At 73.1% G+C, this 22,787-nt stretch carries 24 protein-coding genes; 14 read left to right on the forward strand and 10 right to left on the reverse strand.

Annotation, left to right across the window (positions count from 1 at the left end; all coding sequences use genetic code 11):
* Positions 1 to 49: 49 nt before the first annotated feature.
* Positions 50 to 1,078 (forward strand): MsnO8 family LLM class oxidoreductase, encoded by a 1,029-nt coding sequence (locus AC1VWI_RS04490; protein ID WP_499509598.1) that lies wholly within the window; start codon positions 50 to 52, stop codon positions 1,076 to 1,078.
* Between the two features lie 206 nt (positions 1,079 to 1,284).
* Here the strand turns inward: AC1VWI_RS04490 and AC1VWI_RS04495 are convergent, their stop codons facing one another.
* The gene (locus tag AC1VWI_RS04495; protein ID WP_499509599.1) at positions 1,285 to 1,482 is read right to left on the reverse strand and encodes a hypothetical protein; all 198 of its coding nucleotides are present in this window, start codon (positions 1,480 to 1,482) and stop codon (positions 1,285 to 1,287) included.
* A gap of 142 nt (positions 1,483 to 1,624) precedes the next feature.
* Here AC1VWI_RS04495 and AC1VWI_RS04500 point away from each other — a divergent pair, with 142 nt between their 5' ends.
* On the forward strand, positions 1,625 to 2,767 hold the full coding sequence (locus AC1VWI_RS04500) for a glutathione-independent formaldehyde dehydrogenase (RefSeq protein WP_499509600.1): 1,143 nt from the start codon (positions 1,625 to 1,627) through the stop codon (positions 2,765 to 2,767).
* A gap of 30 nt (positions 2,768 to 2,797) precedes the next feature.
* Here the strand turns inward: AC1VWI_RS04500 and AC1VWI_RS04505 are convergent, their stop codons facing one another.
* The 3 genes from AC1VWI_RS04505 to AC1VWI_RS04515 all read right to left on the reverse strand — a co-directional run bounded on the left by AC1VWI_RS04505 (position 2,798) and on the right by AC1VWI_RS04515 (position 4,213).
* A complete protein-coding gene (locus AC1VWI_RS04505; RefSeq protein ID WP_499509601.1) occupies positions 2,798 to 3,037 on the reverse strand; it encodes a hypothetical protein in 240 nt (79 codons plus the stop codon).
* A gap of 109 nt (positions 3,038 to 3,146) precedes the next feature.
* The gene (locus tag AC1VWI_RS04510) at positions 3,147 to 3,386 is read right to left on the reverse strand and encodes a DUF397 domain-containing protein (RefSeq protein WP_499509602.1); all 240 of its coding nucleotides are present in this window, start codon (positions 3,384 to 3,386) and stop codon (positions 3,147 to 3,149) included.
* A gap of 5 nt (positions 3,387 to 3,391) precedes the next feature.
* The gene (locus tag AC1VWI_RS04515; RefSeq protein WP_499516718.1) at positions 3,392 to 4,213 is read right to left on the reverse strand and encodes a Sco1979 family transcriptional regulator; all 822 of its coding nucleotides are present in this window, start codon (positions 4,211 to 4,213) and stop codon (positions 3,392 to 3,394) included.
* A gap of 167 nt (positions 4,214 to 4,380) precedes the next feature.
* Here AC1VWI_RS04515 and AC1VWI_RS04520 point away from each other — a divergent pair, with 167 nt between their 5' ends.
* Together AC1VWI_RS04520 and AC1VWI_RS04525 are read left to right on the forward strand one after the other, a co-directional pair.
* Positions 4,381 to 4,815, forward strand: coding sequence for an ATP-binding protein (locus AC1VWI_RS04520; protein ID WP_499509603.1), 435 nt, complete (start codon positions 4,381 to 4,383; stop codon positions 4,813 to 4,815).
* A gap of 290 nt (positions 4,816 to 5,105) precedes the next feature.
* Positions 5,106 to 5,276, forward strand: a complete 171-nt coding sequence (locus tag AC1VWI_RS04525; protein ID WP_018560806.1) for a hypothetical protein — start codon at positions 5,106 to 5,108, stop codon at positions 5,274 to 5,276.
* A 94-nt stretch (positions 5,277 to 5,370) separates the two neighbouring features.
* On the opposite strand, the gene AC1VWI_RS04530 is transcribed toward AC1VWI_RS04525, so the two are convergent.
* From AC1VWI_RS04530 to AC1VWI_RS04540, 3 genes are read right to left on the reverse strand one after another with little or no spacing between them, the layout of a single operon-like run.
* Positions 5,371 to 5,757 carry a (2Fe-2S) ferredoxin domain-containing protein gene (locus AC1VWI_RS04530; RefSeq protein WP_499509604.1) on the reverse strand — a complete coding sequence of 129 codons (387 nt, stop codon included), beginning with the start codon at positions 5,755 to 5,757 and terminating at the stop codon, positions 5,371 to 5,373.
* Positions 5,754 to 6,140 carry a PPOX class F420-dependent oxidoreductase gene (locus tag AC1VWI_RS04535; protein WP_499509605.1) on the reverse strand — a complete coding sequence of 129 codons (387 nt, stop codon included), beginning with the start codon at positions 6,138 to 6,140 and terminating at the stop codon, positions 5,754 to 5,756. Before AC1VWI_RS04535 ends, AC1VWI_RS04530 begins: the two co-directional genes overlap by 4 nt.
* A gap of 9 nt (positions 6,141 to 6,149) precedes the next feature.
* On the reverse strand, positions 6,150 to 6,650 hold the full coding sequence (locus tag AC1VWI_RS04540; protein WP_499509606.1) for a GNAT family N-acetyltransferase: 501 nt from the start codon (positions 6,648 to 6,650) through the stop codon (positions 6,150 to 6,152).
* Between the two features lie 72 nt (positions 6,651 to 6,722).
* Between AC1VWI_RS04540 and AC1VWI_RS04545 the strand changes: the two genes are divergently transcribed.
* From AC1VWI_RS04545 to AC1VWI_RS04575, 7 genes are all read left to right on the forward strand, one after another.
* Positions 6,723 to 7,526: an exodeoxyribonuclease III gene (locus tag AC1VWI_RS04545; protein WP_499509607.1), complete on the forward strand. Its 804-nt coding sequence runs from the start codon at positions 6,723 to 6,725 to the stop codon at positions 7,524 to 7,526.
* Positions 7,527 to 7,557: 31 nt separating this feature from the next.
* Positions 7,558 to 8,733, forward strand: a complete 1,176-nt coding sequence (locus AC1VWI_RS04550; protein WP_499509608.1) for a barstar family protein — start codon at positions 7,558 to 7,560, stop codon at positions 8,731 to 8,733.
* Positions 8,734 to 8,826: 93 nt separating this feature from the next.
* Positions 8,827 to 9,453, forward strand: coding sequence for a GntR family transcriptional regulator (locus AC1VWI_RS04555; protein ID WP_499509609.1), 627 nt, complete (start codon positions 8,827 to 8,829; stop codon positions 9,451 to 9,453).
* Positions 9,454 to 9,615: 162 nt separating this feature from the next.
* On the forward strand, positions 9,616 to 12,291 hold the full coding sequence (gene aceE / locus AC1VWI_RS04560; protein WP_499509610.1) for a pyruvate dehydrogenase (acetyl-transferring), homodimeric type: 2,676 nt from the start codon (positions 9,616 to 9,618) through the stop codon (positions 12,289 to 12,291).
* Positions 12,292 to 12,418: 127 nt separating this feature from the next.
* Positions 12,419 to 12,898, forward strand: a complete 480-nt coding sequence (locus AC1VWI_RS04565; protein ID WP_499509611.1) for a MarR family winged helix-turn-helix transcriptional regulator — start codon at positions 12,419 to 12,421, stop codon at positions 12,896 to 12,898.
* Positions 12,899 to 12,930: 32 nt separating this feature from the next.
* Positions 12,931 to 14,679, forward strand: a complete 1,749-nt coding sequence (locus AC1VWI_RS04570) for an MFS transporter (protein WP_499509612.1) — start codon at positions 12,931 to 12,933, stop codon at positions 14,677 to 14,679.
* 138 nt (positions 14,680 to 14,817) lie between these two features.
* Entirely contained in the window at positions 14,818 to 16,344 is a 1,527-nt protein-coding gene (locus AC1VWI_RS04575) for a glutamate synthase subunit beta (protein WP_499516719.1), read from the forward strand.
* Here AC1VWI_RS04575 and AC1VWI_RS04580 read toward each other — a convergent pair.
* The 3 genes from AC1VWI_RS04580 to AC1VWI_RS04590 form a co-directional block, all read right to left on the reverse strand.
* Positions 16,313 to 17,350, reverse strand: coding sequence for a Gfo/Idh/MocA family protein (locus tag AC1VWI_RS04580; RefSeq protein WP_499509613.1), 1,038 nt, complete (start codon positions 17,348 to 17,350; stop codon positions 16,313 to 16,315). The two genes, AC1VWI_RS04575 and AC1VWI_RS04580, sit on opposite strands and share 32 nt — an antisense overlap.
* A 199-nt stretch (positions 17,351 to 17,549) precedes the next feature.
* Complete coding sequence (locus AC1VWI_RS04585) at positions 17,550 to 18,188, reverse strand: mycothiol-dependent nitroreductase Rv2466c family protein (RefSeq protein WP_499509614.1); 639 nt, start codon at positions 18,186 to 18,188, stop codon at positions 17,550 to 17,552.
* Between the two features lie 67 nt (positions 18,189 to 18,255).
* Positions 18,256 to 19,110 carry an oxidoreductase gene (locus AC1VWI_RS04590; protein ID WP_499509615.1) on the reverse strand — a complete coding sequence of 285 codons (855 nt, stop codon included), beginning with the start codon at positions 19,108 to 19,110 and terminating at the stop codon, positions 18,256 to 18,258.
* Positions 19,111 to 19,254: 144 nt separating this feature from the next.
* Here AC1VWI_RS04590 and AC1VWI_RS04595 point away from each other — a divergent pair, with 144 nt between their 5' ends.
* The 3 genes from AC1VWI_RS04595 to AC1VWI_RS04605 all read left to right on the forward strand — a co-directional run bounded on the left by AC1VWI_RS04595 (position 19,255) and on the right by AC1VWI_RS04605 (position 22,771).
* Entirely contained in the window at positions 19,255 to 19,833 is a 579-nt protein-coding gene (locus tag AC1VWI_RS04595; protein ID WP_499509616.1) for a helix-turn-helix domain-containing protein, read from the forward strand.
* Positions 19,830 to 20,408, forward strand: coding sequence for a GNAT family N-acetyltransferase (locus tag AC1VWI_RS04600; RefSeq protein WP_499509617.1), 579 nt, complete (start codon positions 19,830 to 19,832; stop codon positions 20,406 to 20,408). The genes AC1VWI_RS04595 and AC1VWI_RS04600 overlap by 4 nt, the downstream gene beginning before the upstream one ends.
* Positions 20,409 to 20,614: 206 nt before the next feature.
* Positions 20,615 to 22,771 carry an acyltransferase family protein gene (locus AC1VWI_RS04605; protein WP_499509618.1) on the forward strand — a complete coding sequence of 719 codons (2,157 nt, stop codon included), beginning with the start codon at positions 20,615 to 20,617 and terminating at the stop codon, positions 22,769 to 22,771.
* Positions 22,772 to 22,787: the final 16 nt, after the last annotated feature.

A 22,787-nucleotide genomic window follows, 5' to 3' on the forward strand; every position in this document is an offset into this window, starting at 1 on the left:
GGGCGTCCCCACCCGGGAATCCCGCGCCGCGGTGGGCGTTGCACCAAGGGTGATCGCACCGCAGCTCCCCCCGATTCCGTTCTCGATCCTCGACCGCTCCCCCGTCCGCGAGGGCGCCGAGCCCGCGCAGGCGTTGCGGGACACGGTGTGGCTGGCACGGCACGCCGAGGAGCTGGGCTACCGGCGCTTCTGGGTGTCGGAGCACCACGGGGTGCCGGGGGTGGCGGGGTCCTCGCCTGCGGTGCTGGCCGCGGCGGTCGCCGCAGCCACGTCCCGGATCCGGGTGGGCACGGGCGGGGTCATGCTGCCCAACCACCGGCCGCTGGTGGTGGCGGAGCAGTTCGGGGTGCTGGAGTCGCTGTTCCCCGGGCGGATCGACATGGGGCTGGGGCGGTCGGTGGGCTTCACGGACGGAGTGCGCCGGGCGCTGGGGCGCGATGCCCAGGCCGCCGGGGACTTCGAGGAACTGCTGACGGAGCTGCTCGGGTACTTCACCGGCACGGCAGGCCCCGGCGCGGTGCACGCGCGGCCGCCGGAGGGGATGCGCGTCCCGGTGTTCGTGCTGGCCACGGGCGCGGGAGCGGCCACGGCGGCGGCCTTCGGGCTCCCCCTGGTGATCGCCGCGGTGCGGGGCGAGGAGCGCATGCGGGAGGCGATCGAGGCCTACCGCGCGGCGTTCCGGCCCTCGGCGTGGGCGGCGCGGCCGTACGTCGTGGTGTCGACGACCGTGTCCGTCGCGGAGACGACGGAGGCCGCGCGGCGGCTGCTGGTGTCCGAGGCCTGGTCGCTGGCGCACTCGCGTACGCAGGGCGAATTCCCGCCGCTCGCGCCGCCGGACGCGGTGCTGGCGCGGCACATGACGGCGCGCGAGCGCGAGGTGTTCGAGGGGACGCTGTCGAACGGCGTCCACGGCACCGAGGACGAGGTGACGGCCGCGCTGTCGGGCCTGGCGGCACGCACCGGGGCGGACGAGGTGCTGGTCACCACGGCCGGCTACGACCGGTCGGCGCTGCTGGACTCGCACCGCCGTCTGGCGCGGCTCGCGGGGCTGGGCACACACGCCGTGGCGGCGCGCTGACCGATGGCCGGAAGGTGCCTGCGGTGATCGCCGCCGTCACGGCGGCCGAGGGAAGCGCCCGCGCCCCCAACTCGGCTGCCACGGGCCGGTCATGGTCCGCGAGAACGCCGACCTCAGTGGCCCGCCGGGAGAGTTGCCGTTACCGGCCGGGCAACTCGTCGCCCTGCGACGGCTGCCGAAGCGGCGTCACGGTCACGGGAGGGACGTCAGGCGGTGGGGCCCTCGTACACGTCGTCGTTGCGGCCCTCCGCGAACTCCCACCACGACAGCGGCAGCCAGTCACCGTCCACGAAGGCGTCGACGGCGGAGCCCCGTCCGCTGATGGCCACGCGCGTGCCCACCGGGTACACCGTGCCGGACAGGCCGGGCACGGGGACGAGCAGCGTTCCTGAGCGGTGGGCCATTCTTCCCGCCTTTCCTCGCGGTCAATCACAAATCGCCATATTCCACGTGAAGAATAGCTGGCTTGTCTCGCACTGCCCAAGGGGGCAGCATGAGAAATAGGTCACGTAAGCCGCGAATCAGACACCAATCGGAGGTGTCCACGTGAAGGCCGTCGTCTACAAAGGACCGTTCGAAGTAGCCATCGAGGAAGTCGACAATCCACGCCTGCAGCACCCCAACGACGTGATCGTCAGGGTGACGTCGACCGCGATCTGCGGCTCCGACCTGCACATGTACGAGGGCCGGACCGCCGCGGAGCCCGGCATCGTCTTCGGCCACGAGAACCTGGGGATCATCGACCAGGTCGGCGAGGGGGTCACCACCCTCAAGCAGGGCGACCGCGTGGTCATGCCCTTCAACGTCGCCTGCGGATTCTGCAAGAACTGCTCGGCGGGTTTCACCGGCTACTGCCTGACGGTCAATCCGGGGTTCGCCGGAGGCGCTTACGGCTATGTGGCCATGGGCCCCTGGCCGGGCGGTCAGGCGGAATACGTGCGCGTACCGTACGCGGACTTCAACTGTCTGAAACTGCCGGAGGGCACCGCCAACGAGTCCGACTTCGTGCTCCTCGCCGACATCTTCCCGACCGGGTACCACGGCTGTGAGCTCGCCCAGGTCTCCCCCGGCGAGAGCGTCTCGGTGTACGGCGGCGGCCCGGTCGGGCTGATGGCCGCGTACTCGGCGATGCTGCGCGGGGCGGCCAAGGTGTTCGTCGTGGACCGCGTGCCGGAGCGGCTGCAGAAGGCCGAGGAGATCGGCGCGGTCCCGATCGACTTCACCAAGGGCAGTCCGGTGGACCAGATCAAGGAGCACACGAAGGGCGAGGGCACCGACAAGGGCGTCGACGCGGTCGGCTACCAGGCCCAGGCCGGCGGCGCGGGCCGCGAGGAGCCCGCGGCGGTGCTGAACTCCCTGATCGACACCGTGCGCCCCACCGGCGCCCTGGGCATCCCCGGCCTGTACGTGCCGTCCGACCCGGGCGGCCCGGACGAGCAGGCCAAGAGCGGCCGGCTGCTGGTCGCCATCGGCCGGCTCTTCGAGAAGGGCCTGCGGCTGGGCACCGGGCAGTGCAACGTCAAGCGCTACAACCGGCAGCTGCGCGACATGATCATCGAGGGTCGCGCCCGCCCGAGCTTCGTGGTCTCCCACGAGCTGCCCCTGACGGACGCGCCGTCGGCGTACGAGAAGTTCGACAAGCGGATCGAGGGCTACACCAAGGTCGTCCTCCACCCGGGTCAGGGCTGATCCGGCGCAAGCGCGGCGCCCGGGGTCCGGTCAGCAGCTCTCCGGGCCCTGGGCGTCGTAGGGCCCGGAGGGGCTGACCTCCTCCAGGGTGTACGTGTACAGGTCGAACTCGACCAACCCGTCCGCATGCGTGGTCACCCGGGGCGGGCGGGTCCCCGGATACCGGGAGGCGATGACGTCGGCGACCCTGTGGGCGGTCGCCGCGTCGGCAGCGGCGATGCGCACGTAGGCCACTCCCGGTTCGTACAGCGGTCCGAGTTGTCCGGTCATGCTGCTCCCCTTGTCCCGTCCGTCCGGCGGATTACCGCTGGAGACAGCCCGTCGGTCGTCGCGGTTGCCCGCGCGGGCTGGGTTCACTCGAAGATGTCAATGCGGGGGCTCAGGACAGCAGGAAGTCGGCCTTCCCGTCCTTGGCGCCCTGGATGAACATCCTGATCTCGTGGTCCGTGTAGATGAGGGCCGGCCCGTCGGGGTCGGTGGACTGCCGCAGCGCGACCCTGCCGTCGGCCAGTTTCATGGCCTCCACGCAACTGCCCCCGTTGCCGCCGCTCCACGGCTTGTGCCAGCCCTCGGTACCGAGGTCGACGGCGCGCATGCCGTTGTATATGCGGTCGTCCATGTATGTCAGATCTCCTTGCGGATGCCATCGAGGATGGCTGCGGTGCTGTGTGCCGGCGCGGCTTGCGCGCACATCCGGTCGAGGGCCTCGAGGAACGCCGAGACGTCGTCCACGTCGTCCAGGTAGGCGGCGCCCACCAGGCTCTCGGTGAACACGACGTCCGGCAGCTCGCGGATCTGGAACCGGAAGATGTGGAAAGGCCCGTACATCGCCGGGTGCGGCCCGGCGTCGAAGGGCATGATCTGCAGTCTCACCTGCGGCAGCTCACAAGCCTCGGCCAGCCGGTCCAGCTGGGCGCGCATGACGCCGGGACTGCCGATGGGGCGGCGCAGCACGGTCTCGTCCATCACCACCCACAGCAGCGGGGCCTCGGGCCGGGCGATCAGCGCCTGCCGTTCCCGGCGGAGCGCGACCAGGCGCTCGAGTTCCTCCGCGGAGGCGCCCGGGCGGCCGGCCCTCAGCACGGCGCGCGCGTAGTCCTCGGTCTGCAGCAGACCGGGGACGTAGTGCGGCTCGTAGGCGCGGATGATGGCCGCCTCGCCCTCGAGGCTGACGAAGGCGCTGAACCAGGACGGCAGGACGTCGCGGTAACGGTGCCACCAGCCGGGACGGTTGCCCTGCCGGGCGAGGTCGATGAAGGTCGCCGCCTCGGCGGCGTCGACGCCGTACAGCGCCAGCAGCTTCTCCACGTACGGGATGCGCAGGCCGACCTCGGCCTTCTCCATCCGGCGCACGGTGGCATGGGTGACGTCCAGCTCGCGCGCGGCCTGTTCGTACGAGCAGCCCGCCTTCTCCCGCAGGTCGTGGAGGCGTTTGCCGAGGATCACGCGGAGGACGGTCGGCGCCCCGCTCGCCTTCGCCTCACCCACGTCGCAACTCACGCATGGCAGCAGTGTGCCATGTCAGGAATGGAACCCACACCCTGATACTGGCGATTGTGCAATTTGCAGAATGACCCTTGCCTTCTGTGCAAGCAGTGGCCATAGTTGCGTGTGTGCTCTTTGCCCTCAGCGCCCGGGACACCTTCCGGCTCCGACTGCCGGCGCAGGCCTCGTCGGTCGGCGTCGCGCGGCGCCAGGTGCGTTCCGCGCTGAGCGGATGGGGCCTGGCGGAACTGGGCGACGACGCCGGCCTCGTGGTGAGCGAACTCTTCACCAACGCGGTCGTGCACAGCGGCAGCGACCACGTCGCGTGCCTGCTCTGGACGGCGGGCGGCACGCTGCACATCGAGGTCGTCGACGAAGGGCGCGGGCCCGCGGGTCCCCAGGCACGTGCGGCCGCCGACGGCGACGAGAACGGCCGCGGGCTGGCCCTCGTCGCCCATTTGGCCGAAGGCTGGGGCGTTCGTCCGCCGGCGCACGGCACCGGTCGCGCGGTGTGGGCGACCCTCTCCTGCGCCCGCCCCGGGGCGGTCCGGCGCAGCGGTTGAACACCGGGTGACGACCGCCCGGCATCCGCGGGAAGGGTGGCCGTCGCCGCGGCGCGCCGTATTGGGATGGTGGCACCCCGCGTCCGGGCATAGGCTTCTCCCGACGGAAAGGCCCTCGGGGGAGCACCAACACCCCCTGCCTCCGCCCCGGGAGGAACCGCCCACCGCGGTCCCCGCCCGGTTCCGCAACCGGCGCCACCGCGTCCGCTCAGCCATCAGCCCGACCGGGCGGTCGGCGTCCGGCAGCGGCCGGGCCGGCGTCCGGCTCACCCGACACGAAGGAGTGCGCGGTGACACCCGAGAAGTCAAAGCGGAACCAGCTCCCCAAGGAGCCTGACGATCAGCCCGCGCAACAGCGGGAGGTGCGGAACCTGGACGTCTGGGCCAGGTCGGCACCGATCCGACTGGCCGGCTACGAGGACGATCTGAACGAGCCGCACATCCTGCGCAGCATCGACTGACCCTCCGGCACGGCCGGTTCACGGGCCGTACGGGCAACGAAGCCCGTACGGCCCCTGCCGTGTCCCGGGCCTCGCGGCGGCGTTTCCGGCCCGCTCAGCCTGCCGCGTCCACGGCGCGGCCGCCCGGCGGTTCGATGGCGTAGAGGTCCAGGACGTCGGGCGGTACGGCGCGGCCCGGTCCCCCGGCGCGCACCCACGCGACGATGTCGCCGAGGGCGGCGGGATCGTTGACCAGGCCGAGCCAGACCGGCCGGCCTCCGGCCGCGCGCCCCTCCGGCGAGGGCTGCACGACGACGACGTTGGCCTGTTCGCACACGTCGAGGCACTCGGTGACGCGTACCCGGCAGACCCCGGCGAGTTCCCGCCGGAGCAGGTCGAGTTGAGCGTCGTGGTCGACGCCGGGGACCTTCTCCGTACCGCAGCAGCAGTCGCGGCAGACGCTCACCGTGCAGGCGCCCTGCCGCGGCACACCGCCGCTCACGTGAGGGTGATCCGCACGCCCACCGTGCCCTCGCGGCCGCGGCGCAGCCGGCTGCCGAACAGGGTCAGCCGGCCGATCAGGCCGTACTTGCGGGCGACCAGGGAACGGTAGCGCTCGGTCTCCTGCGGTCCGAGGATCTCGGCGCGCGCGGGCACCTGCTCCCCGGTGGGGTTGCCGCGTACGTCGCAGGGGCCGACCAGTACGTCGGCGCGGTTGCGGATCCGCTTGACCTTGCCGGAGTCCGCCGCGGTCCAGGCGCCGACCGCCTCACCGTCGCGGACCACCCAGACCGGGGTGGCAACGGTACGGCCGTCCCGCCGGTAGGTGGTCACCAGTACGTACTTGCCCGCCGCGAGCCGGGCGGACGCGCTGTCCTCGATCATGGACCAAGGCTACGCGGGAACGGCCTCCTCGGCCGGTGCCCGGAGCGTTTTGCCCAGGCACACGCTGAGCGGACTGTCCTTGTAGTGGCCGAACTTGGTCACCGGCGTGTAACCGCAGGAGGCGTAGAGGGCGATCGCCTCCGGCTGCATCTGCCCCGTCTCCAGCACCATCCGGGTGCGGCCCGCCGCGGCGGCGCCGGCCTCCAGTGCGGCGAGCATCCGGCGTGCGAAGCCCCGGCCCCGGGCCTGCGGCACCACGTACATGCGCTTGACCTCGGCGTCGCCGTCCTCGAAGCCCTCCGGGGAGGCGTCCTGACCGCGCCAGCCGCCGGTCGCCACGGGGGCGCCGTCGAGGTAACCGACCATGAACTCGCCCTGCGGGCCGTCGAAGTGGTCGGGGTCCATCGCCGTCTCGTCGGGGCCGCCGTACCGCACGACGTACTCCTGCTGCACCTGCTCGGTCAGCAGCACGGCGTCGGGGTGGTCGTAGCGCGTCTTCCGGATCTCCACCCGCACATCGTACGGGTGTGCGGCCTACGCCCCGGTACGGGCACCCTCGGGCGGGCCGGTATCGTCCCCGTCATGCTCACCGTGACGACCGTGAACGTGAACGGGCTGCGCGCCGCGGCCAAGAAGGGCTTCCTCCCCTGGCTGGAGGCGACCACGGCCGACGTGGTGTGCCTCCAGGAGGTCCGCGCCGAGGCCGCGCAGCTGCCCGAGGAGGTCCGTGCGCCCGAGGGCTGGCACGTGCTCCACGCCCCGGCGGCCGCGAAGGGCCGGGCCGGGGTGTCCCTCTACTCGCGGCAGGAACCGTCCGCGAGCCGGATCGGCTTCGGCTCGGAGGAGTTCGACGGCTCCGGCCGCTACGCGGAGATCGACCTGCCCGGCGTGACGGTCGCCAGCCTCTACCTCCCCTCGGGCGAGGTCGGCACGGAGCGACAGGAGGAGAAGGAGCGCTTCATGGCGGCGTTCCTGGAGCACATGGTCAAGCTGCGGGAGAAGGCCGCCGCCGCCGGCCGCGAGGTGCTGATCTGCGGTGACTGGAACATCGCGCACACCGAGCGCGACCTCAGGAACTGGCGGGCCAACCAGAAGAACGCCGGCTTCCTCCCCGAGGAGCGGGCGTGGCTCTCCCGCGTCTACGACGAGGCCGGGTACACCGACGTCGTGCGCCACCTCACCCCGGAGGGCGAGGGCCCGTACACGTGGTGGTCCTACCGCGGCCGCGCCTTCGACAACGACAGCGGCTGGCGCATCGACCTCCACGTCGCGACCCGCGGCCTGGCGGCCCGGGCGGCGCAGACCCGGGTCGAGCGCGCGGACACGCACCCCGAGCGCTGGTCCGACCACGCGCCGGTGACGGTCGCCTACGATCTCGGCCGGTAGGTCCTCCAGGGGAGCAGGGGGAACCGGGGGCATGCGGCGGCACTGGCCGCGGGGCGTGGAGCGCACGGACCGTCCGGGCTTCGCGCTGTCCCGGTCCGGGGACGGCCTGCTGTGGGGCGTGTGCGCGCGGGTGTCGGGGCTGCTCGTGGACCCGTACCGGCGTCCGTACCAGCTCGTCGCGTGCGAACCGTCCGGCCCGCTGCTCGACGTCCTGGACGGGCCGGGCACGGGATTCCCCGGTGACCTCTGGCTGAGCCCGCGGGACTGCGGGCGGCACGCCGCGCCGGATCCGTTCGACGACCCGCACGCGCCGTGGCGGCTGGAGGACGCGCGGATCACGGGTCACCGCCGTCGCCGCGGCGCGCCCGCCGCGTGGGACGTGTTCCTGGACGCCGTGGACGGGTGGCCCGAGCCGCCCGGCGAACCCTGCCTCGCGGCGGGGCTGCTGATCCACGACGGACACCGGGCCCTGGGCGTCTGCCGGGACGCCTCGGACGTCGTCCCGCCGGACGGAGCGCCGTCCCGGACGCCGCTGCGGCTGCTCGGCTGCGCGCCCGGCCCGGAGCTGCGGGCCGCCCTCGGAACCGGCACCCGCCGCTCCCTGCGCCTGGACGAGGCCGTGCTGGAGGTCCTCGGCGACGGGGGCGAGGCCGTCCTGGACCGGTACGTGACCGCGGAGGTCGCCGGGTGGCGGCCGTCGGCACTCGGCCCCGGGCTCGTCGACGTCGATCTCGCCGACGGCGTGTGGGAGCCCTTCCCGGCTCGTTCCCGGGCGCTGTGGGACCGGTGGCTCGCCGGGCCCCCGGCGGAGTCCGGTACCTGGTCCGGGTACGCCACCCGTGAGCGGTCGTTGTGGCTGGGCCTCGTCCGGGACCGCGGCTGCGCGGGCCCGCGTCCGGCGCGGCCCGCCGGGCTCGTGTACGACCTGGACGGCCGGCACGTCACTGACGAGCCCGGCCTCCACCTCGCGCTGGGTGAGGCGGTGAACGGTCCGGGCGGCTACTTCGGCTGCAATGCGGACGCCCTGGCCGACTGCCTACGCGGCGGCTTCGGGGTCACCACCCCGTGCACCCTGGTGTGGCGGGATTCCGCGGTCGCCCGGCGGGCGCTGGGCGTGACGCTGAACTCCCACGGGGAGCCGGACAGCCGCTTCGGCCTGGTCCTGGAGGTGCTGGCCGAGGGCGGCGTGGAAGTCGTCCTCGCCTGAGGGCGTGGCGGCACCCGGTGCCGCCGTACGGGACCGCCTAAGGGCGCCGTCGCCGTATCGTCTAGTCAGCTGCCCTTTTCCGGAGGAGTACCCATGGCGCCGCCCGTCGTCCGCTCTCTGCGCGAGCAGATCCGCGAGTTCATCGTGGACGGCATCGTCAGCGGGCGGTGGAAGCCCGGGGAGCGGATCGTCGAGCGGGGCATCGCCACCGAGCTGGAGGTCAGCCAGACGCCCGTACGGGAGGCGCTGCGGGAGCTGGAGGTCATGCGGCTGATCGAGTCCGCCCCGAACAAGGGGGTGCGGGTGCGCCGGCTGACCGCCGGGGACCTGGAGGAGATCTACCCGGTGCGGGCGGGCCTGGAGCAGATCGCCGCGGAGCTCGCGGCGCCGCGCCTGCGGCACGACCTGTCGGCGCTGGAGGCCGAGGTCGCGCTGCTGCACGAGGCCGACGAGGAGGGCGACGCCGGGGCGCAGGTACGGCACACCGTGGCGTTCCACCGCGAGCTGGTGCGCGCCTCCGGCAACAGCGTGCTGCTGCACACCTGGGAGTCACTGGGCATCGAGGTGTGGACGGCGCTGTCGATCCGCTGGCTGGGCACCCGGCAGCGGCTGTACGCCGAGGAGCACCAAGCGGTGGTGGAGGCCTTCCGCAGGGACGACCCGCGGGTCGGTGAGCTGGTCAAGGAGCATGTGCTGGGCTGTGCCCCGCAGGGCGGCTGACGCCGGCCCGGAACACCCCCGCCCGGAACACCCCCCGCCCGGACGCCCGGAGCCCCCTTTGTGACCCTCGTCACAAGGTATTTGATCGATCATCGATCAGTCTTACCCTTTGAGACACGGGGACACCCCTGCCCGCACGGAACCAACTGGGAGGCGTTCACCATGACCGACGCCACGCTGAGCGCGCTCGATCACCTGCCGGACCCGGACCCGGAGGAGACCGGCGAATGGGCCGCCTCACTCGACGCGGTCACCCACGCCGCCGGCCCTGATCGCGCGGCGTACCTGATGCGCCGCACCTTCGACCACGCGCAGGCGTCCGGTCTCGCGGTGCCGTCGCTGCTGGAGACGGAGCACATCAACACCATCCCGACCGCCGCGGAGCCCGAGCTCCCCGGCGACCTGGAGATGGAGCGGCGCATCGCCGGATGGAACCGCTGGAACGCCGCCGCCATGGTGACCCGCGGCAGCCGCCTGGGCCTGGGCGGCCACATCGCCACCTTCGCCTCCGCGGCCTGGCTGTACGAGACCGGCTTCAACCACTTCTTCCGCGGCAAGGAGGGCGACGGCTCCGGCGACCAGCTGTACGTCCAGGGCCACGCCTCCCCCGGCATCTACGCCCGCGCGTTCCTCGACGGCCGGCTGACCGAGCGGCAGCTGGACAACTTCCGCCAGGAGGCCGGCGGCGACGGCCTGCCGTCCTACCCGCACCCGCGGCGACTGCCCTGGCTGTGGGAGTTCCCGACCGTGTCGATGGGCCTCGGCCCGCTCGCCGCGATCCAGCAGGCGCGCTTCAACCGCTACCTGACCCACCGCGGCATCAAGGACACCTCCGGCTCGCACGTGTGGGCCTTCCTCGGCGACGGCGAGATGGACGAGCCGGAGTCGACCGCCGCCCTCGGCCTCGCCGGCCGTGAGGGGCTGGACAACCTCACCTTCGTGATCAACTGCAACCTGCAGCGTCTCGACGGGCCGGTCCGCGCCAACTTCAAGATCGTCCAGGAGCTGGAGGCGAAGTTCCGCGCCGCCGGCTGGAACGTCGTCAAGTCGCTGTGGGGCTCCGCCTGGGACGAGCTGTTCGCCCTCGACACCACGGGCGCGCTCGTGCGGCGGCTGCGCGAGGTACCCGACGGGCAGTTCCAGACCTACGCCACCCGCGACGCCGCGTACATCCGCGAGCACTTCTTCGGCGCCGACCCGGCCCTGGCCGAGATGGCGAAACTGCTGACGGACGCCAAGATCACCGAGTGCTTCCACACCTCCCGCGGCGGCCACGAGCCGCGCAAGGTGTACGCCGCCTACCGCGCGGCCACCACGCACAAGGGCGCGCCGACCGTGATCCTCGCGCAGACCGTCAAGGGCTGGACGCTGGGCCGCGGTTTCGAGTCGCGCAACGCCAACCACCAGATGAAGAAGCTCACCCTCCCCGAGTTCCGCGCCATGCGCGACCTGCTCGAACTCCCCATCGCGGACAGCGCGCTCGCCGGGGACCTGGTGCCGTACGCCCACCCGGGCGCCGACTCCCCCGAGGTGCGCTACCTGCAGGAGCGCCGCGCCGAGCTCGGCGGCCCCGCCCCGGCCCGCCGGGTGCACCCGGTGGCGCTCCCGGAGCCGTCCGCGAAGCCCTTCGAGGCCCTGGCCAAGGGCTCCGGCAGCCAGGAGATCGCGACCACGATGGCCCTGGTCCGGCTGATGAAGGACCTGATGCGGGAGAAGGAGAGCGGTCGCCGCTGGGTGCCGATCGTCCCCGACGAGGCGCGCACCTTCGGCATGGAGTCGCTCTTCCCGAGCGCGGGCATCTACTCGCCGCTCGGCCAGACCTACGACCCGGTCGACCGCGACATGCTCCTGTACTACCGGGAGGCGGAGAACGGGCAGATCCTCAACGAGGGCATCACCGAGGCCGGTTCGATGGCCTCCTTCACCGCCGCGGCGACCTCGTACGCCACGCACGGCGAGCCGATGATCCCGTTGTACATCTTCTACTCGATGTTCGGCTGGCAGCGGACCGCCGACCAGATGTGGGCCCTCGCCGACCAGCTCGGCCGCGGCTTCCTGGTCGGGGCGACCGCGGGCCGCACGACGATGACGGGTGAGGGCCTGCAGCACGCCGACGGCCACTCGCACCTGATCGCGTCCACCAACCCGGCGGCGGTCTCGTACGACCCGGCCTTCGCCTACGAGGTCGGCGTCATCGTCCGCGACGGCCTGCACCGCATGTTCGGCCCGGACGCGGAGGACGTCTTCTACTACCTGACGGTCTACAACGAGCCCAAGATCCAGCCGGCCATGCCCGCGGAGCCGGGCGTCGAGGAAGGCATCGTCAAGGGCCTGTACCGCTTCCGCGCCGCCGACACCGCCGGGCTGTCCGCCGACGCGCCGCGGCTGCAGCTGATGGCCTCCGGCACGGCGATCCACTGGGCCCTGGAGGCGCAGCAGCTGCTGGCCGCGGAGTGGGGCGTGGCGGCGGACGTGTGGTCGGCGACCTCGTGGAGCGAGCTGCGGCGCGGTGGCCTGGCGTACGACGCGGCCCGGCTGCGCGGCGAGGACGCCCCGCTCCCCCACGTCACCCGTGTCCTGGAGGGCGCACAGGGCCCCGTGCTGGCGGTGAGCGACTGGATGCGCGGGGTGCCGGACCAGATCAGCCAGTGGGTGCCGCAGGAGTGGCACTCGATCGGCACCGACGGCTTCGGCCTGTCGGACACGCGCGATGCGGCGCGCCGCCACTTCGGCGTGGACCCGCAGTCGGTGGTCGTCGCCGCGCTGGCCGCGCTCGCCGGGCGCGGCGAGGTCAAGCGGGAGACCGTGCACGAGGCCCGGGAACGTTACGGGCTCTGAGCTCCCCGCTCCGCCCCGGGCGGGGGCATGAGGGCCGGGCACGCCGTCACAGGCGTGCCCGGCCCTCTTCCGTGTCCGCCCCCTGCGCCCCCTCCCCAGATACATAAGGCAGTGATATAAATTCCTTATGCATCTTCCCGACGACGACCCGGACCACGGCCACGCCGTCGACGTGGCGCGGGCACTGGAGCGGCTGTACCGCATGCTGCGCAGGCTCAGCCAGCCGAGCGAGCTGTCGCTGACCACGGTGGCGACGCTGTCCACGCTGGAGCAGTCCGGCCCGCTCCGGCTGACCGAGCTGGCGACCCTGGAGGGCGTCACGCAGCCGGCGATGACCCAGGTCGTGTCACGGCTGGCCGAGGCGGGACTGGCCGGTCGCGCGGCGGACCCCGCGGACGGGCGTGTGGTGCTCGTCCACATCACCGACGCGGGCCGGGAGGCCATCGCCCGGCGTCGCGCCGTGCGCGCCGAGCGGCTCGGGGAGTTGCTGGAACAGCTGAGCCCGGACGAGCGGGCGGCCCTGGTGGCCGCGCTGCCGGCCGTGGAGGCACTGACCCGGCTGGGGCCGCCCCCGGCCCCGTCGCGCCCGGCCCAGCGGAGCAGTTGATCAGGCATCGGTTTCTACGTCGGAGCACCTACATGACCGCGCATGCGCAATCGTCCCGTTCCGTGAATCCGTTCAAACAGCCGAAGGCCGTGTTCGCGGTCGCCTTCGCCTGTGTGGTCTCGTTCATGGGGATCGGTCTGGTCGACCCCATCCTGCCCGCGATATCGCAGCAACTGGACGCCACTCCGAGCCAGGTGACGCTGCTGTTCACCAGCTACCTGGTGGTGACCGCGGTCGCCATGCTCATCACCAACTGGGTCTCCAGCCGGATCGGCGCCAAGCGGACGCTGATCGCGGGCCTCGCCCTGATCGTGGTGTTCGCCGCCCTGGCCGGCACCTCGGGGAGCATCGGCGGCATCGTCGGCTTCCGGGCGGGCTGGGGCATCGGCAACGCGTTGTTCATCGCCACCTCCCTGGCGGTGATCGTGGCCTCGGCGAGCGGCGGATTCGTGGGCGCGATCATCCTCTACGAGACCGCGCTGGGCGTCGGCATCGCGGTGGGCCCGCTGCTTGGCGGCCTGCTGGGCAACGTGAGCTGGCGCGGCCCGTTCTACGGTGTCGCCGTCCTGATGGCCATCGCGCTGGTCGCCACCGTCGTCCTCGTGGAGCCGATCCCGTTGCCGGCCCGCAAGACCGGGCTGAGCGAGCCGCTGCGGGCGCTGCGCCACCGCGGCCTGCTGACGATGTCACTGACGGCCCTCTGCTACAACTGGGCCTTCTTCACCGTGCTCGGCTACGCGCCCTTCCCGATGGGGCTCGGCGCGGTCCAGCTCGGCCTGGTCTTCACCGGCTGGGGCGCCCTCGTCGCGGTCTTCGCCGTCTTCGGGGCGCCGCGGCTGCAGGCCCGGCTGGGCATCGCGCGGACGCTCTACGCCAACCTCGCGCTGTTCGCCCTCACCGTGCTGGCCATCGCGATCTGGACCGACGACCGGACCGTGCTGATCGTCTGCGTGATCGTCGCCGGTGTCTTCATCGGCGTGAACAACACCGTCACCACCCAGGCCGTCATGACCGTCGCGCCCGTCGACCGCGCCGTCGCCTCCGCCGCGTACGGCTTCGTCCGCTTCATCGGCGGCGGCCTGGCGCCGTTCGCCGCGGGCAAGCTGGTCGAGGCCTTCGGGATCCACGTGCCGTTCTACATCGGCGCCGGGGCGCTCGTACTGGGCATCGTGATCCTCTCCACGGCCCACGGGCTGCTCAAGGAAGCCGAGAAGGTCCAGGCCGAACAGGTCGACGCCGCCCCGGAACCCGCTCCGGAGCCCGCCCCCGGGGCCGACGCCGCCCCCTCGCTGGTGCCGGTCGAGCACGACACCGCGGCGCACGACGACCCGGGGCGCGGCGCCATCGTCGCCGCCGTGGACAGCTCCCCGCACGCCGAACGGGTCGCCGCGGCCGCCGGCCGCCTCGCGACGATCAACGGCCGCACGGTGCACGTCGTCCACGTCGAGGAGGCCGCGGTCGCGGGTGACGCGGCCGCCGACCCGGAGGACCTGGAGTCCGCCCGGATCGCCGTCCGGGGGCACCTGGACCGGCTCGCCGCCCTCGGCATCCCGGCCGTCGGGCACGTGCTGCGGAACGCCACCGGCCACGGGGAGGTGGGCCGTGTGGTCGCCGAGCACGCGGAGCGCACCGGGGCCCGCGCCATCGTCGTCGGGGCGCCCACCCACGGCGGGCTGTCCGCGCTGCTGGACGCCGGCGCCGGGCAGGCCCTGATGCGGTACGCGACCTGCGACGTCGTCCTGATCAACCCGCGTTCGGCGGAGCTGGAGGCCGCGGCCTGATCCCGCGGCGGAAGATCACGGTGGCCGCGCCATCGAAATACCGGCAAACCCGACGTATGGTGGCCTGACGGTGCCATGTGCCGGGGGACGCGGTCACCGTGCCTCGCCATGATCGTGACGGCGGCTCCGGAGGCGGCCATGGCCGATCCCAAGGGCTTTCTCACCACCCCCCGCCGCACCCCCGCGCGGCGCCCCGTCTGCGAGCGCGTCGAGGACTGGCAGGAGGTCTACACCGGCCAGGGCCTGCTGCCGATCATCTCCGCGCAGGCCGGCCGGTGTATGGACTGCGGCATCCCGTTCTGCCACGACGCCTGCCCGCTGGGGAACATGATCCCCGACTGGAACGACCTGGTGTACCGCGAGGACTGGGCCGCCGCGGCGGAACGGCTGCACGCCACCAACAACTTCCCCGAGTTCACCGGCCGGCTGTGCCCTGCGCCCTGCGAGAGCGCCTGCGTCCTGACCATCAACGCCGACCCCGTCACGATCAAGAACGTCGAGGTCGCCATCGCCGACCGCGCGTGGGAGGACGGCCTCGCTTCCCCCCGTCCCCCCGAGCGGCGCTCCGGCCTCACCGTCGCGGTGGTCGGCTCCGGACCCGCCGGACTCGCCGCCGCCCAGCAGCTCACCCGGGTCGGCCACACGGTGACGGTCTACGAACGGGCGGACCGGCTCGGCGGCCTCCTGCGCTACGGCATACCGGAGTTCAAGATGGAGAAGCACCATCTGGACCGGCGCCTGGCGCAGATGCGCGCCGAGGGCACGCTCTTCCGCACCGAGGTCGAGGTGGGCGCCGACCTCGACGCGGAACGGGTCGTCGCCGAGCACGACGCGGTGCTCCTGGCGGTGGGCGCCACGGCATGGCGCGAGCTGCCGGTGCCCGGACGGGAACTGGCGGGTATCCACCAGGCGATGGAGTACCTGCCGCTGGCGAACCGCGTGCAGGAGGGCGACCTGACCGAGTCGCCGGTCAGCGCCGAGGGCAAGGACGTCGTCATCGTCGGCGGCGGCGACACCGGCGCCGACTGCCTGGGCACCGTGCTCCGGCAGCACGCGGCCTCGGTCGTGCAGCTCGACATCAACCCCCTGCCGGGCGAGTACCGCCACGAGCAGGAGCCGTGGCCGGTGTACCCGCACGTCTACCGGGTCTCCCCCGCCCACGAGGAGGCCCGTGAACTGGCCCGGCGCGGCGTCTGGGACCCGGCGGAGCACGGCGGTGTGCCGCTGCCCGGCCCGGAGGGCGACATCCGGGTGTTCTCCGCCTCGACCTTCCGCTTCGAGGGCGACGACGAGGGGCACGTCCAGTCGCTCCACCTGGTCGGGGTGGAGCCGCGGCACCGCCGCCCGCAGCACGGCACCGAGCGCGTCATCCCCACCCAGCTGGTGCTGCTGGCGCTGGGGTTCTCGGGGGCCGAACGCGACAGCGGGCTGGTGACCCAGCTCGGCCTGGAACTCGACCGGCGCGGCCACGTCGTCCGCGACGCCTGCTTCGCCACCGGGGTGGAGAAGGTCTTCGTCGCGGGCGACGCGGGCCGCGGTCAGTCGCTGATCGTCTGGGCGATCGCCGAGGGCCGGTCGGCCGCGGCGGCGGTCGACCGGTGGCTCACCGGCAGCACGTGCCTGCTGGCACCGATCACGCCGACGACCCGGCCGCTGGTGGCGTGACGGCGGCGGAACGCGGACGCGGCTCGAAGCCGGCGGCGCGGTAGCAGGCGTCGATCATGCGCATCGACTCCACGGCGTCGTCGGCGTCCGTGGGCAGCGGGGCGCCGTCGCGCAGGGTCGCCGCGAACGCCTCCAGCTGGTAGGTGTACGACAGGCGCCTGCCCAGTTCCTCGACCCGCTCGCCGTCCGGCGTACGGACCACGACCCGGTCGTCCTGGTGCGGCAGTACGAAGCACGGCGCGGTGGCCTCGCCGCGGCTGCCGACGATGCGCCAGCTCATCTCGAGCGCCTCGGCGTCCATGTGGCAGCGGGCCGAGGCGGTGGCGCCGCCGGGGTACTCCAGGTCGGCGTCCAGCCATTCGTCGACACCCGGCGCCTTGGCGCGCTCCCCGCCGCGCGCGGCCACCAGGCGAGGGGCGCCGCCGGCCCACGGGGCCAGGGACCCCGCCGCGTGCAGGGAGTAGCAGCCCAGGTCCATCAGGGCGCCGCCGGCCAGCGGCAGCGACCAGCGGGGGTCCTCGTCCGCGGGCGCGGGGATGTTGACCACGGCCTCCACGTGCCGCAGCTCGCCGAGCTCACCGGACTCCAGCAGCTCGTGCAGGCGCCGGGTGACCGGGTGGTAGAGGTAGTGGAACGCCTCCATGACGACCACGCCCGCCTTGGCGGCCGCGTCACGCACCTCGACGGCCTCCTCGAGGTTGCTCGCGGAGGGCTTCTCGCTGAGCACGTGCTTGCCCGCCGCGATGGCGGCCAGGTTCCAGGGGCCGTGGAGACCGTTGGCGAGCGGGTTGTAGACGGCCTCGACCTCGGGGTCGGCGATGACGTCGGCGTACGAGTCCAGCACGCGCTCGACGCCGTGCTCGGCGGCGAAGTCCGCCGCCCGGGAGCGGTCGCGGGCGGCCACGGCGACGAGCCGGTGACCGGTCGTGCGGGCGGGGGCGGCGATGGCGGTCCCGGCGATGCGAGCGGCGCCGAGCACGCCGATGCGCAACGGTTCGGTGGTCATGCGGTGCGTACCTCTTCCATGACTGCGGGTCGGTGGTCCCCGTGGAACAACGTGCAGGCCTCGGCGATCCATCCGGCCTCGACCCCGTCGGCGACGCTACACCGCGCAGGCGAACGGCCCGCGACGGCCTCGGGGAAACCGGGCCCGAGGCCGTCGCCGCCGTCGTCGCCACCGCAGCTGCCGCCGCAGTCGCCGCGCCTCAGTCGAAGACGGGACCGGCGGTGCGGGTGCGCTTCATCTCGTAGAAGTCCGGCATGGAGGCGAGGACGACCGCGGCGTCCCAGAGGCGCCCTGCCTCCTCGCCCTTCGGGGCGGGGCTGACCACCGGGCCGAAGAACGCGGCCCTGCCACCGTCCTGACCGGGCAGGGCGACGACGGGGCTGCCGACGTCCTCGCCGACCAGGTCGACGGCTTGCTGGTGGGAGGCGCGCACCAAGGCGTCGAAGGTGTCGGTGTCACCGGCGTCCGCGAGGCTCTCGGGCAAGCCCGCGTCGCGCAGCGCGGCCGCGATCGTCGGCTTGGTCCGGGGCTGCTGGTGCAGGTGGAAGCGGGTGCCCATGGCGGTGTACAGGGGCCCCGTCACCTCGGGTCCGTAAGCCTGCGAGGCCGCGGTCAGGACCCGGACCGGCGCCCATGCCAGGCCCATCAGCTCGCGTATGCGCTCCGGCAGTTGGTCGAGACGGTCCTCGTTGAGCACGGCCAGGCTCATCACGCGCCAGGTGACGTCGACCGGCCGGATCCTCTCGACCTCGAGCATCCAGCGCGAGGTCAGCCAGGTCCAGGGGCACACCGGGTCGAGCCAGAAGTCGACGGCCGTACGGGGGCGGGATTCGTTCACAGGAGGGTCCAAACTCGGTCGCAGGAACCCTGGCGGAGGGGCCAGGGAGACGTCGGGCTCACGTCGTTCACCGGTCGGCGGGGAAATCGGTGGAGACCGTGAGGTCGGCCCAGGCGGCGAGGTCCTCGCGCAACAGCCGCTGCCCCTCTTCGACCAGACGCAGGGCGTCCGTGCCGAGGACGAGGTGGACCGGGGGGTTGTCGGCGTCCAGGACCCGCAGCAGCGCCCGGGCGGCGCGGGCCGGATCACCGGCCTGGTTGCCGCTCTTGGCCTGCCGGGCGGACCTGATGGGGTCGAACAGCGTGTCGTAGTCGGCGATGCTGCGCGGCACGCGGGTCATCGAGCGGCCCGCCCAGTCGGTGCGGAACGAACCGAGGGCGAGGGAGGTGACGTGGATGCCGAAGCCGGCGACCTCCTGGGCCAGGGACGCGGCGATCCCCTCCATGGCGAACTTGCTCGCGCCGTAGAAGGCGACTCCGGGGAGGGCGGTGAGGCCGGCCATGGACGAGAGCGTCACGATGTGCCCGCCGCGGCGCCGGCGCATGTGGGGCAGGACCGCCTTGATGACGGCGACGCTGCCGAAGACGTTGACCTCGAACTGCCGGCGCAGGTCCGCCATCGTCGACTCCTCGACGGTGCCCTCGAGGCCGTAGCCGGCGTTGCTGATCAGCACGTCGACGGGGCCGATGTTCCGTTCCACCTCGTCGACGAGGGGGACGACGGCCTGTTCGTCCGTCACGTCCAGCAGCCTGGCACTGGCACGCCCCGGGGCGAGGGCCTCGAACTCGCCGATCCGCTCCGGTGCGCGGACCGTGCCGACGACCCGGTGACCGGCGGCGAGTGCCTCCTGGGCGAAGGCGCGGCCGAGGCCGCCGCTGACACCGGTGATCAGAAACGTCTTGCTCTGGCCCTGAACGCTCATGGTGTTCCTGCTCCGGGGGAGGTGGTGGAGACGCAGTAGACGATCGGTCTACTACACGATAGGCGACCCGTGGGGGTGCGTCAAAGAGGCGGGGCCCAACCACCCCCCTTGGCCCTGTCCCGGATCCGGGATACCGTCCCGGATGTGAGAGAACCCGCCCCCACGTCCGTCGACGCCCGCCTCGCCGCGCGCCTCGCCGAGCTGCGCGACGAGCGCGGCTGGTCCCTCGACGACCTCGCGACGCGCACCGGCGTCAGCCGCTCGACGCTCTCCCGCCTCGAACGCGCCGAGATCAGCCCCACGGCCGCCCTCCTCGGGCGCCTGTGCACCGCGTACGGACGCACCATGTCCCGGCTGCTCGCCGAGGTCGAGAGCGGCGGCGAGCCCGCGCAGCTCGTTCGCGCCGCCGACCAGCGTGTCTGGACCGACACCCCGTCCGGCTTCGAGCGGCGCTCGGTCTCACCCCCGCACCCCGGACTGCGGGCCGAGATCATCGAGGGGGTGCTGCGCCCCGGTGCGGACATCGCGTACGAAGGCCCACCCGTGGCCGGGCTCGAACACCACGTGTGGCTGCGCGAGGGGGCCCTCGAGGTCACCGTCCAGGACCGCTCGCACCACCTCGCCCCCGGCGACTGCCTCCGCTACCGCCTGTGGGGCACCTCCCGCTTCCGCTGCCCCGGCCCGGACCCCGCCCGCTACGCCGTCGTGGTGGTGCTGCCATGAAGGACACCCGCGCCCCCGCCCCCGTGCACGCCGTCGCCCCGCTCTCCGCCGAAGCCCTGCTGGAATCCGCCGACGACCTCGCCGCCCTCCTCGTGGACGCCGTCGAGGGCGGCGCGTCCCTCGGCTTCGTGACCCCCTTCACCCACGCCGAGGCGGCCGCCTGGTGGCGCGCCCGCGCCCACGTCGTCGCGGACGGCGGCCTCACCGTCTGGGCCGCCCGCGACACCGCCGGCGTCACCGGTACCGTCAGCCTCGCCCACGAGGGCAAGCCCAACGGCCGCCACCGCGCCGAGGTCCTCAAGCTCATGGTCCACCGCCGCGCCCGCGGCCACGGCCTCGGCCGCGCCCTCCTCACCGTCGCCGAACGCGCCGCGGCGGCCGCGGGCGCGGCCCTCCTGCTGCTCGACACCGAGACCGGCAGCCCCGCGGAACAGCTCTACCGCAGCGCCGGCTGGACCCCGTACGGCACCGTCCCCGCCCACGCCGCGAACCCGGCGGGAGTGCTGCGGCCGACGACCTTCTACTTCAAGGCGCTGCCGTCCGCGCAGGAGCACGCGCCGAGCCACCGGCCGTAGGCCCGCGCGCCTCGCGGGCGCCGGCGCTGCGAGCGCGGATCCGCCGGTACGCGACCTCGCGGTGAACGGAAGGACAAGGACGAGCGGGCAGCCGGCGAAGAACGGCCGAACCCGGCCGATCGCGCGCAACCCTGCCCGGTCATCGCGCGTCTGGTCAGCGGCGTCGCACGGTTCGGCGCTCATCCACCAGGACCAGAGGAGATTCCGTGTCACGTGCGTCGTGGCCCGCGGCAACTGCGACGCAGGCACCCCCGCCACCGGAGGCGAACGCCGGAACTCCGGTCCGTCCGGCCGCCGGAGCACCGCTGCGCCTGGACATCCAGGGGCTGCGCGCGCTCGCGGTCTCGCTCGTGGTGCTCTCGCACGCCGGAGTCCGGCGGCTGGCGGGCGGCTACATCGGGGTCGACGTCTTCTTCGTGATCTCGGGCTTCCTCATCACCTCGCTGCTGCTGCGTGAGCTGGCCCGCAACGACCGCGTGTCGGTGCGGAGGTTCTACGCCCGCCGGGCGCTGCGGTTGCTCCCCGCGTCGACCCTCGTCGGGGTCGTCACGCTCGGCGGCGCCTGGCTGTACCTGTCGAAGGTCCGCTTCGCGGAATACGTCGGGGATGCGCTCGGCAGCACCTTCTACGTGGTGAACCTCCGGCTGGCGAACGCCGGCACCAACTACCTCAACGCGGACAGCCCGCCGTCGCCGTTCCAGCACTTCTGGTCACTGGCGGTCGAGGAGCAGTTCTACCTGGTCTGGCCACTGCTGCTGTGGGCGAGCTGGAAGCTCGCCCGGCGCCGGACCGGGCTGCTGGCGGCGCCGCTCGCGGTGCTGTGCGCGCTCTCCTTCGCCCTGAACGTGTGGGTGACGGGCACCTCGGTGTCCTGGGCGTACTTCGGCTCGCACACCCGCTTCTGGGAACTCGGGGCCGGCGCGCTGCTCGCGCTCTGCGTCGGCCGGCTGGAGCGGTTGCCGGCCCAGGTGGCCGGGCCGATGAGCTGGGCCGGGCTGGTGTCGCTGCTGGTGGCGGCGGTCTGGTTCGACGACGCCACGCCGTTCCCCGGGCCCTATGCGCTCGCGCCCGTGCTCGGCACCGTGCTGGTGCTGGCGGGCGGCTGTTCCCCCGCGCGGTACGGGGCCGGCGCGCTGTTGTCGCTGCGGCCGGTCACATGGGTCGGCGGCCTGTCGTACGGATGGTACCTGTGGCACTGGCCGATGCTGGTGATCCTGCCGATGGCGTGGGAGCGGCCGGCGACCGTCCGCTTCGGCCTGGTGTGTGCGGCGATCTCCCTGCTGCTGGCCTGGGGGACGCTGCGTCTGGTCGAGAACCCGGTGCGGTTCCACCACGTCTTCCGCGGCCGTCCCGCACGGGCACTGGGGCTGGGCGCGGGGCTGACGGCGTGCGCCACGGCCGCGGCGCTGGTCGCGACGGCCTTCCCGCCGCTGATCAGTTCGGGCGCGGCCGCCCCGGAGCTGAGGGGCACGCTCACCGGGGTGACCGACCCGCAGACACGTCTGACCGAGCTGCTGGAGGCACCCGAACGCAGTCTGCCGGTCAATCTCACGCCCGGAATCACCAAGGTCAAGGGGACGTTGTCCGCGGTCTACCGAGACGGCTGCCACATCGGTTACCAGAGCACGGCGACACCGCCGTGCGTCTACGGCGACCGGTCCGCGACGAAGACGGTCGTCCTCTTCGGGGACTCGCACGCGGCCCAGTGGTTCCCAGCGCTCGACCGGCTGGCCCGCGAGCGGCACTGGAGACTGGTCTCGCTGACCAAGGCGTCGTGCAAGGTCGCCGCGGTCACCACGGTCTACCAGGGCGAGCCGTACACGTCCTGCGACCGGTGGCGCACCAAGGCACTGGCCCGGATCAGGTCCCTGAAGCCCGCGCTGGTGATCGCCTCCTCCTCGGACTCGGCCGACCTGGCCCGGCCGTCCGCCGACCCGCGCCGGCAGTGGACCGACGGTTTCGAGCGGACCTACCGGGAACTGGCGAGGAGCGGCGCGCAGGTGCTGGCCATCGAGGACACGCCCTGGCCGAAGGGGGACGCGGTCGACTGCGCGGGGACCCATCCGCAGGAGCTGGAACGGTGCGCGTCCGAGATCGGGCAGGCGGTCAAGGATCCCGACAAGAAGCGGGAGATCACCGAAGCGGCGGCGGCCACCGGCGTCTCGGTGGTCGACCCGGTCCCCTGGCTCTGCGGCACCGGCGGCGGCTGTCCCGTGGTGGTGGCCGACACCTTCGTCTACCGCGACGACAGCCACCTCACCGAGTCCTACGCCGAGGCCATCGCGCCGGTGCTGGACCACGAGATGACCACCCTCTACGGCGCCGACCTGAGCCGGCGCCCCGTGCGGCCGACCGGCCCTTAGGCCCTGTCGCCGGTCG

This window comes from Streptomyces sp. TOM-9 (assembly GCF_056858595.1).

Bases quoted from the DNA above. Each gene is read 5' to 3' on its own strand.
- AC1VWI_RS04495 (WP_499509599.1), bottom strand. From the start codon at position 1,482: ATGGCCCACCGCTCAGGAACGCTGCTCGTCCCCGTGCCCGGCCTGTCC.
- AC1VWI_RS04505 (WP_499509601.1), bottom strand. From the start codon at position 3,037: ATGACCGGACAACTCGGACCGCTGTACGAACCGGGAGTGGCCTACGTG.
- AC1VWI_RS04510 (WP_499509602.1), bottom strand. From the start codon at position 3,386: ATGGACGACCGCATATACAACGGCATGCGCGCCGTCGACCTCGGTACC.
- AC1VWI_RS04535 (WP_499509605.1), bottom strand. From the start codon at position 6,140: ATGATCGAGGACAGCGCGTCCGCCCGGCTCGCGGCGGGCAAGTACGTA.
- AC1VWI_RS04545 (WP_499509607.1), top strand. From the start codon at position 6,723: ATGCTCACCGTGACGACCGTGAACGTGAACGGGCTGCGCGCCGCGGCC.
- AC1VWI_RS04550 (WP_499509608.1), top strand. From the start codon at position 7,558: ATGCGGCGGCACTGGCCGCGGGGCGTGGAGCGCACGGACCGTCCGGGC.
- AC1VWI_RS04555 (WP_499509609.1), top strand. From the start codon at position 8,827: ATGGCGCCGCCCGTCGTCCGCTCTCTGCGCGAGCAGATCCGCGAGTTC.
- aceE (WP_499509610.1), top strand. From the start codon at position 9,616: ATGACCGACGCCACGCTGAGCGCGCTCGATCACCTGCCGGACCCGGAC.
- AC1VWI_RS04565 (WP_499509611.1), top strand. From the start codon at position 12,419: ATGCATCTTCCCGACGACGACCCGGACCACGGCCACGCCGTCGACGTG.
- AC1VWI_RS04570 (WP_499509612.1), top strand. From the start codon at position 12,931: ATGACCGCGCATGCGCAATCGTCCCGTTCCGTGAATCCGTTCAAACAG.
- AC1VWI_RS04575 (WP_499516719.1), top strand. From the start codon at position 14,818: ATGGCCGATCCCAAGGGCTTTCTCACCACCCCCCGCCGCACCCCCGCG.
- AC1VWI_RS04580 (WP_499509613.1), bottom strand. From the start codon at position 17,350: ATGACCACCGAACCGTTGCGCATCGGCGTGCTCGGCGCCGCTCGCATC.
- AC1VWI_RS04590 (WP_499509615.1), bottom strand. From the start codon at position 19,110: ATGAGCGTTCAGGGCCAGAGCAAGACGTTTCTGATCACCGGTGTCAGC.
- AC1VWI_RS04600 (WP_499509617.1), top strand. From the start codon at position 19,830: ATGAAGGACACCCGCGCCCCCGCCCCCGTGCACGCCGTCGCCCCGCTC.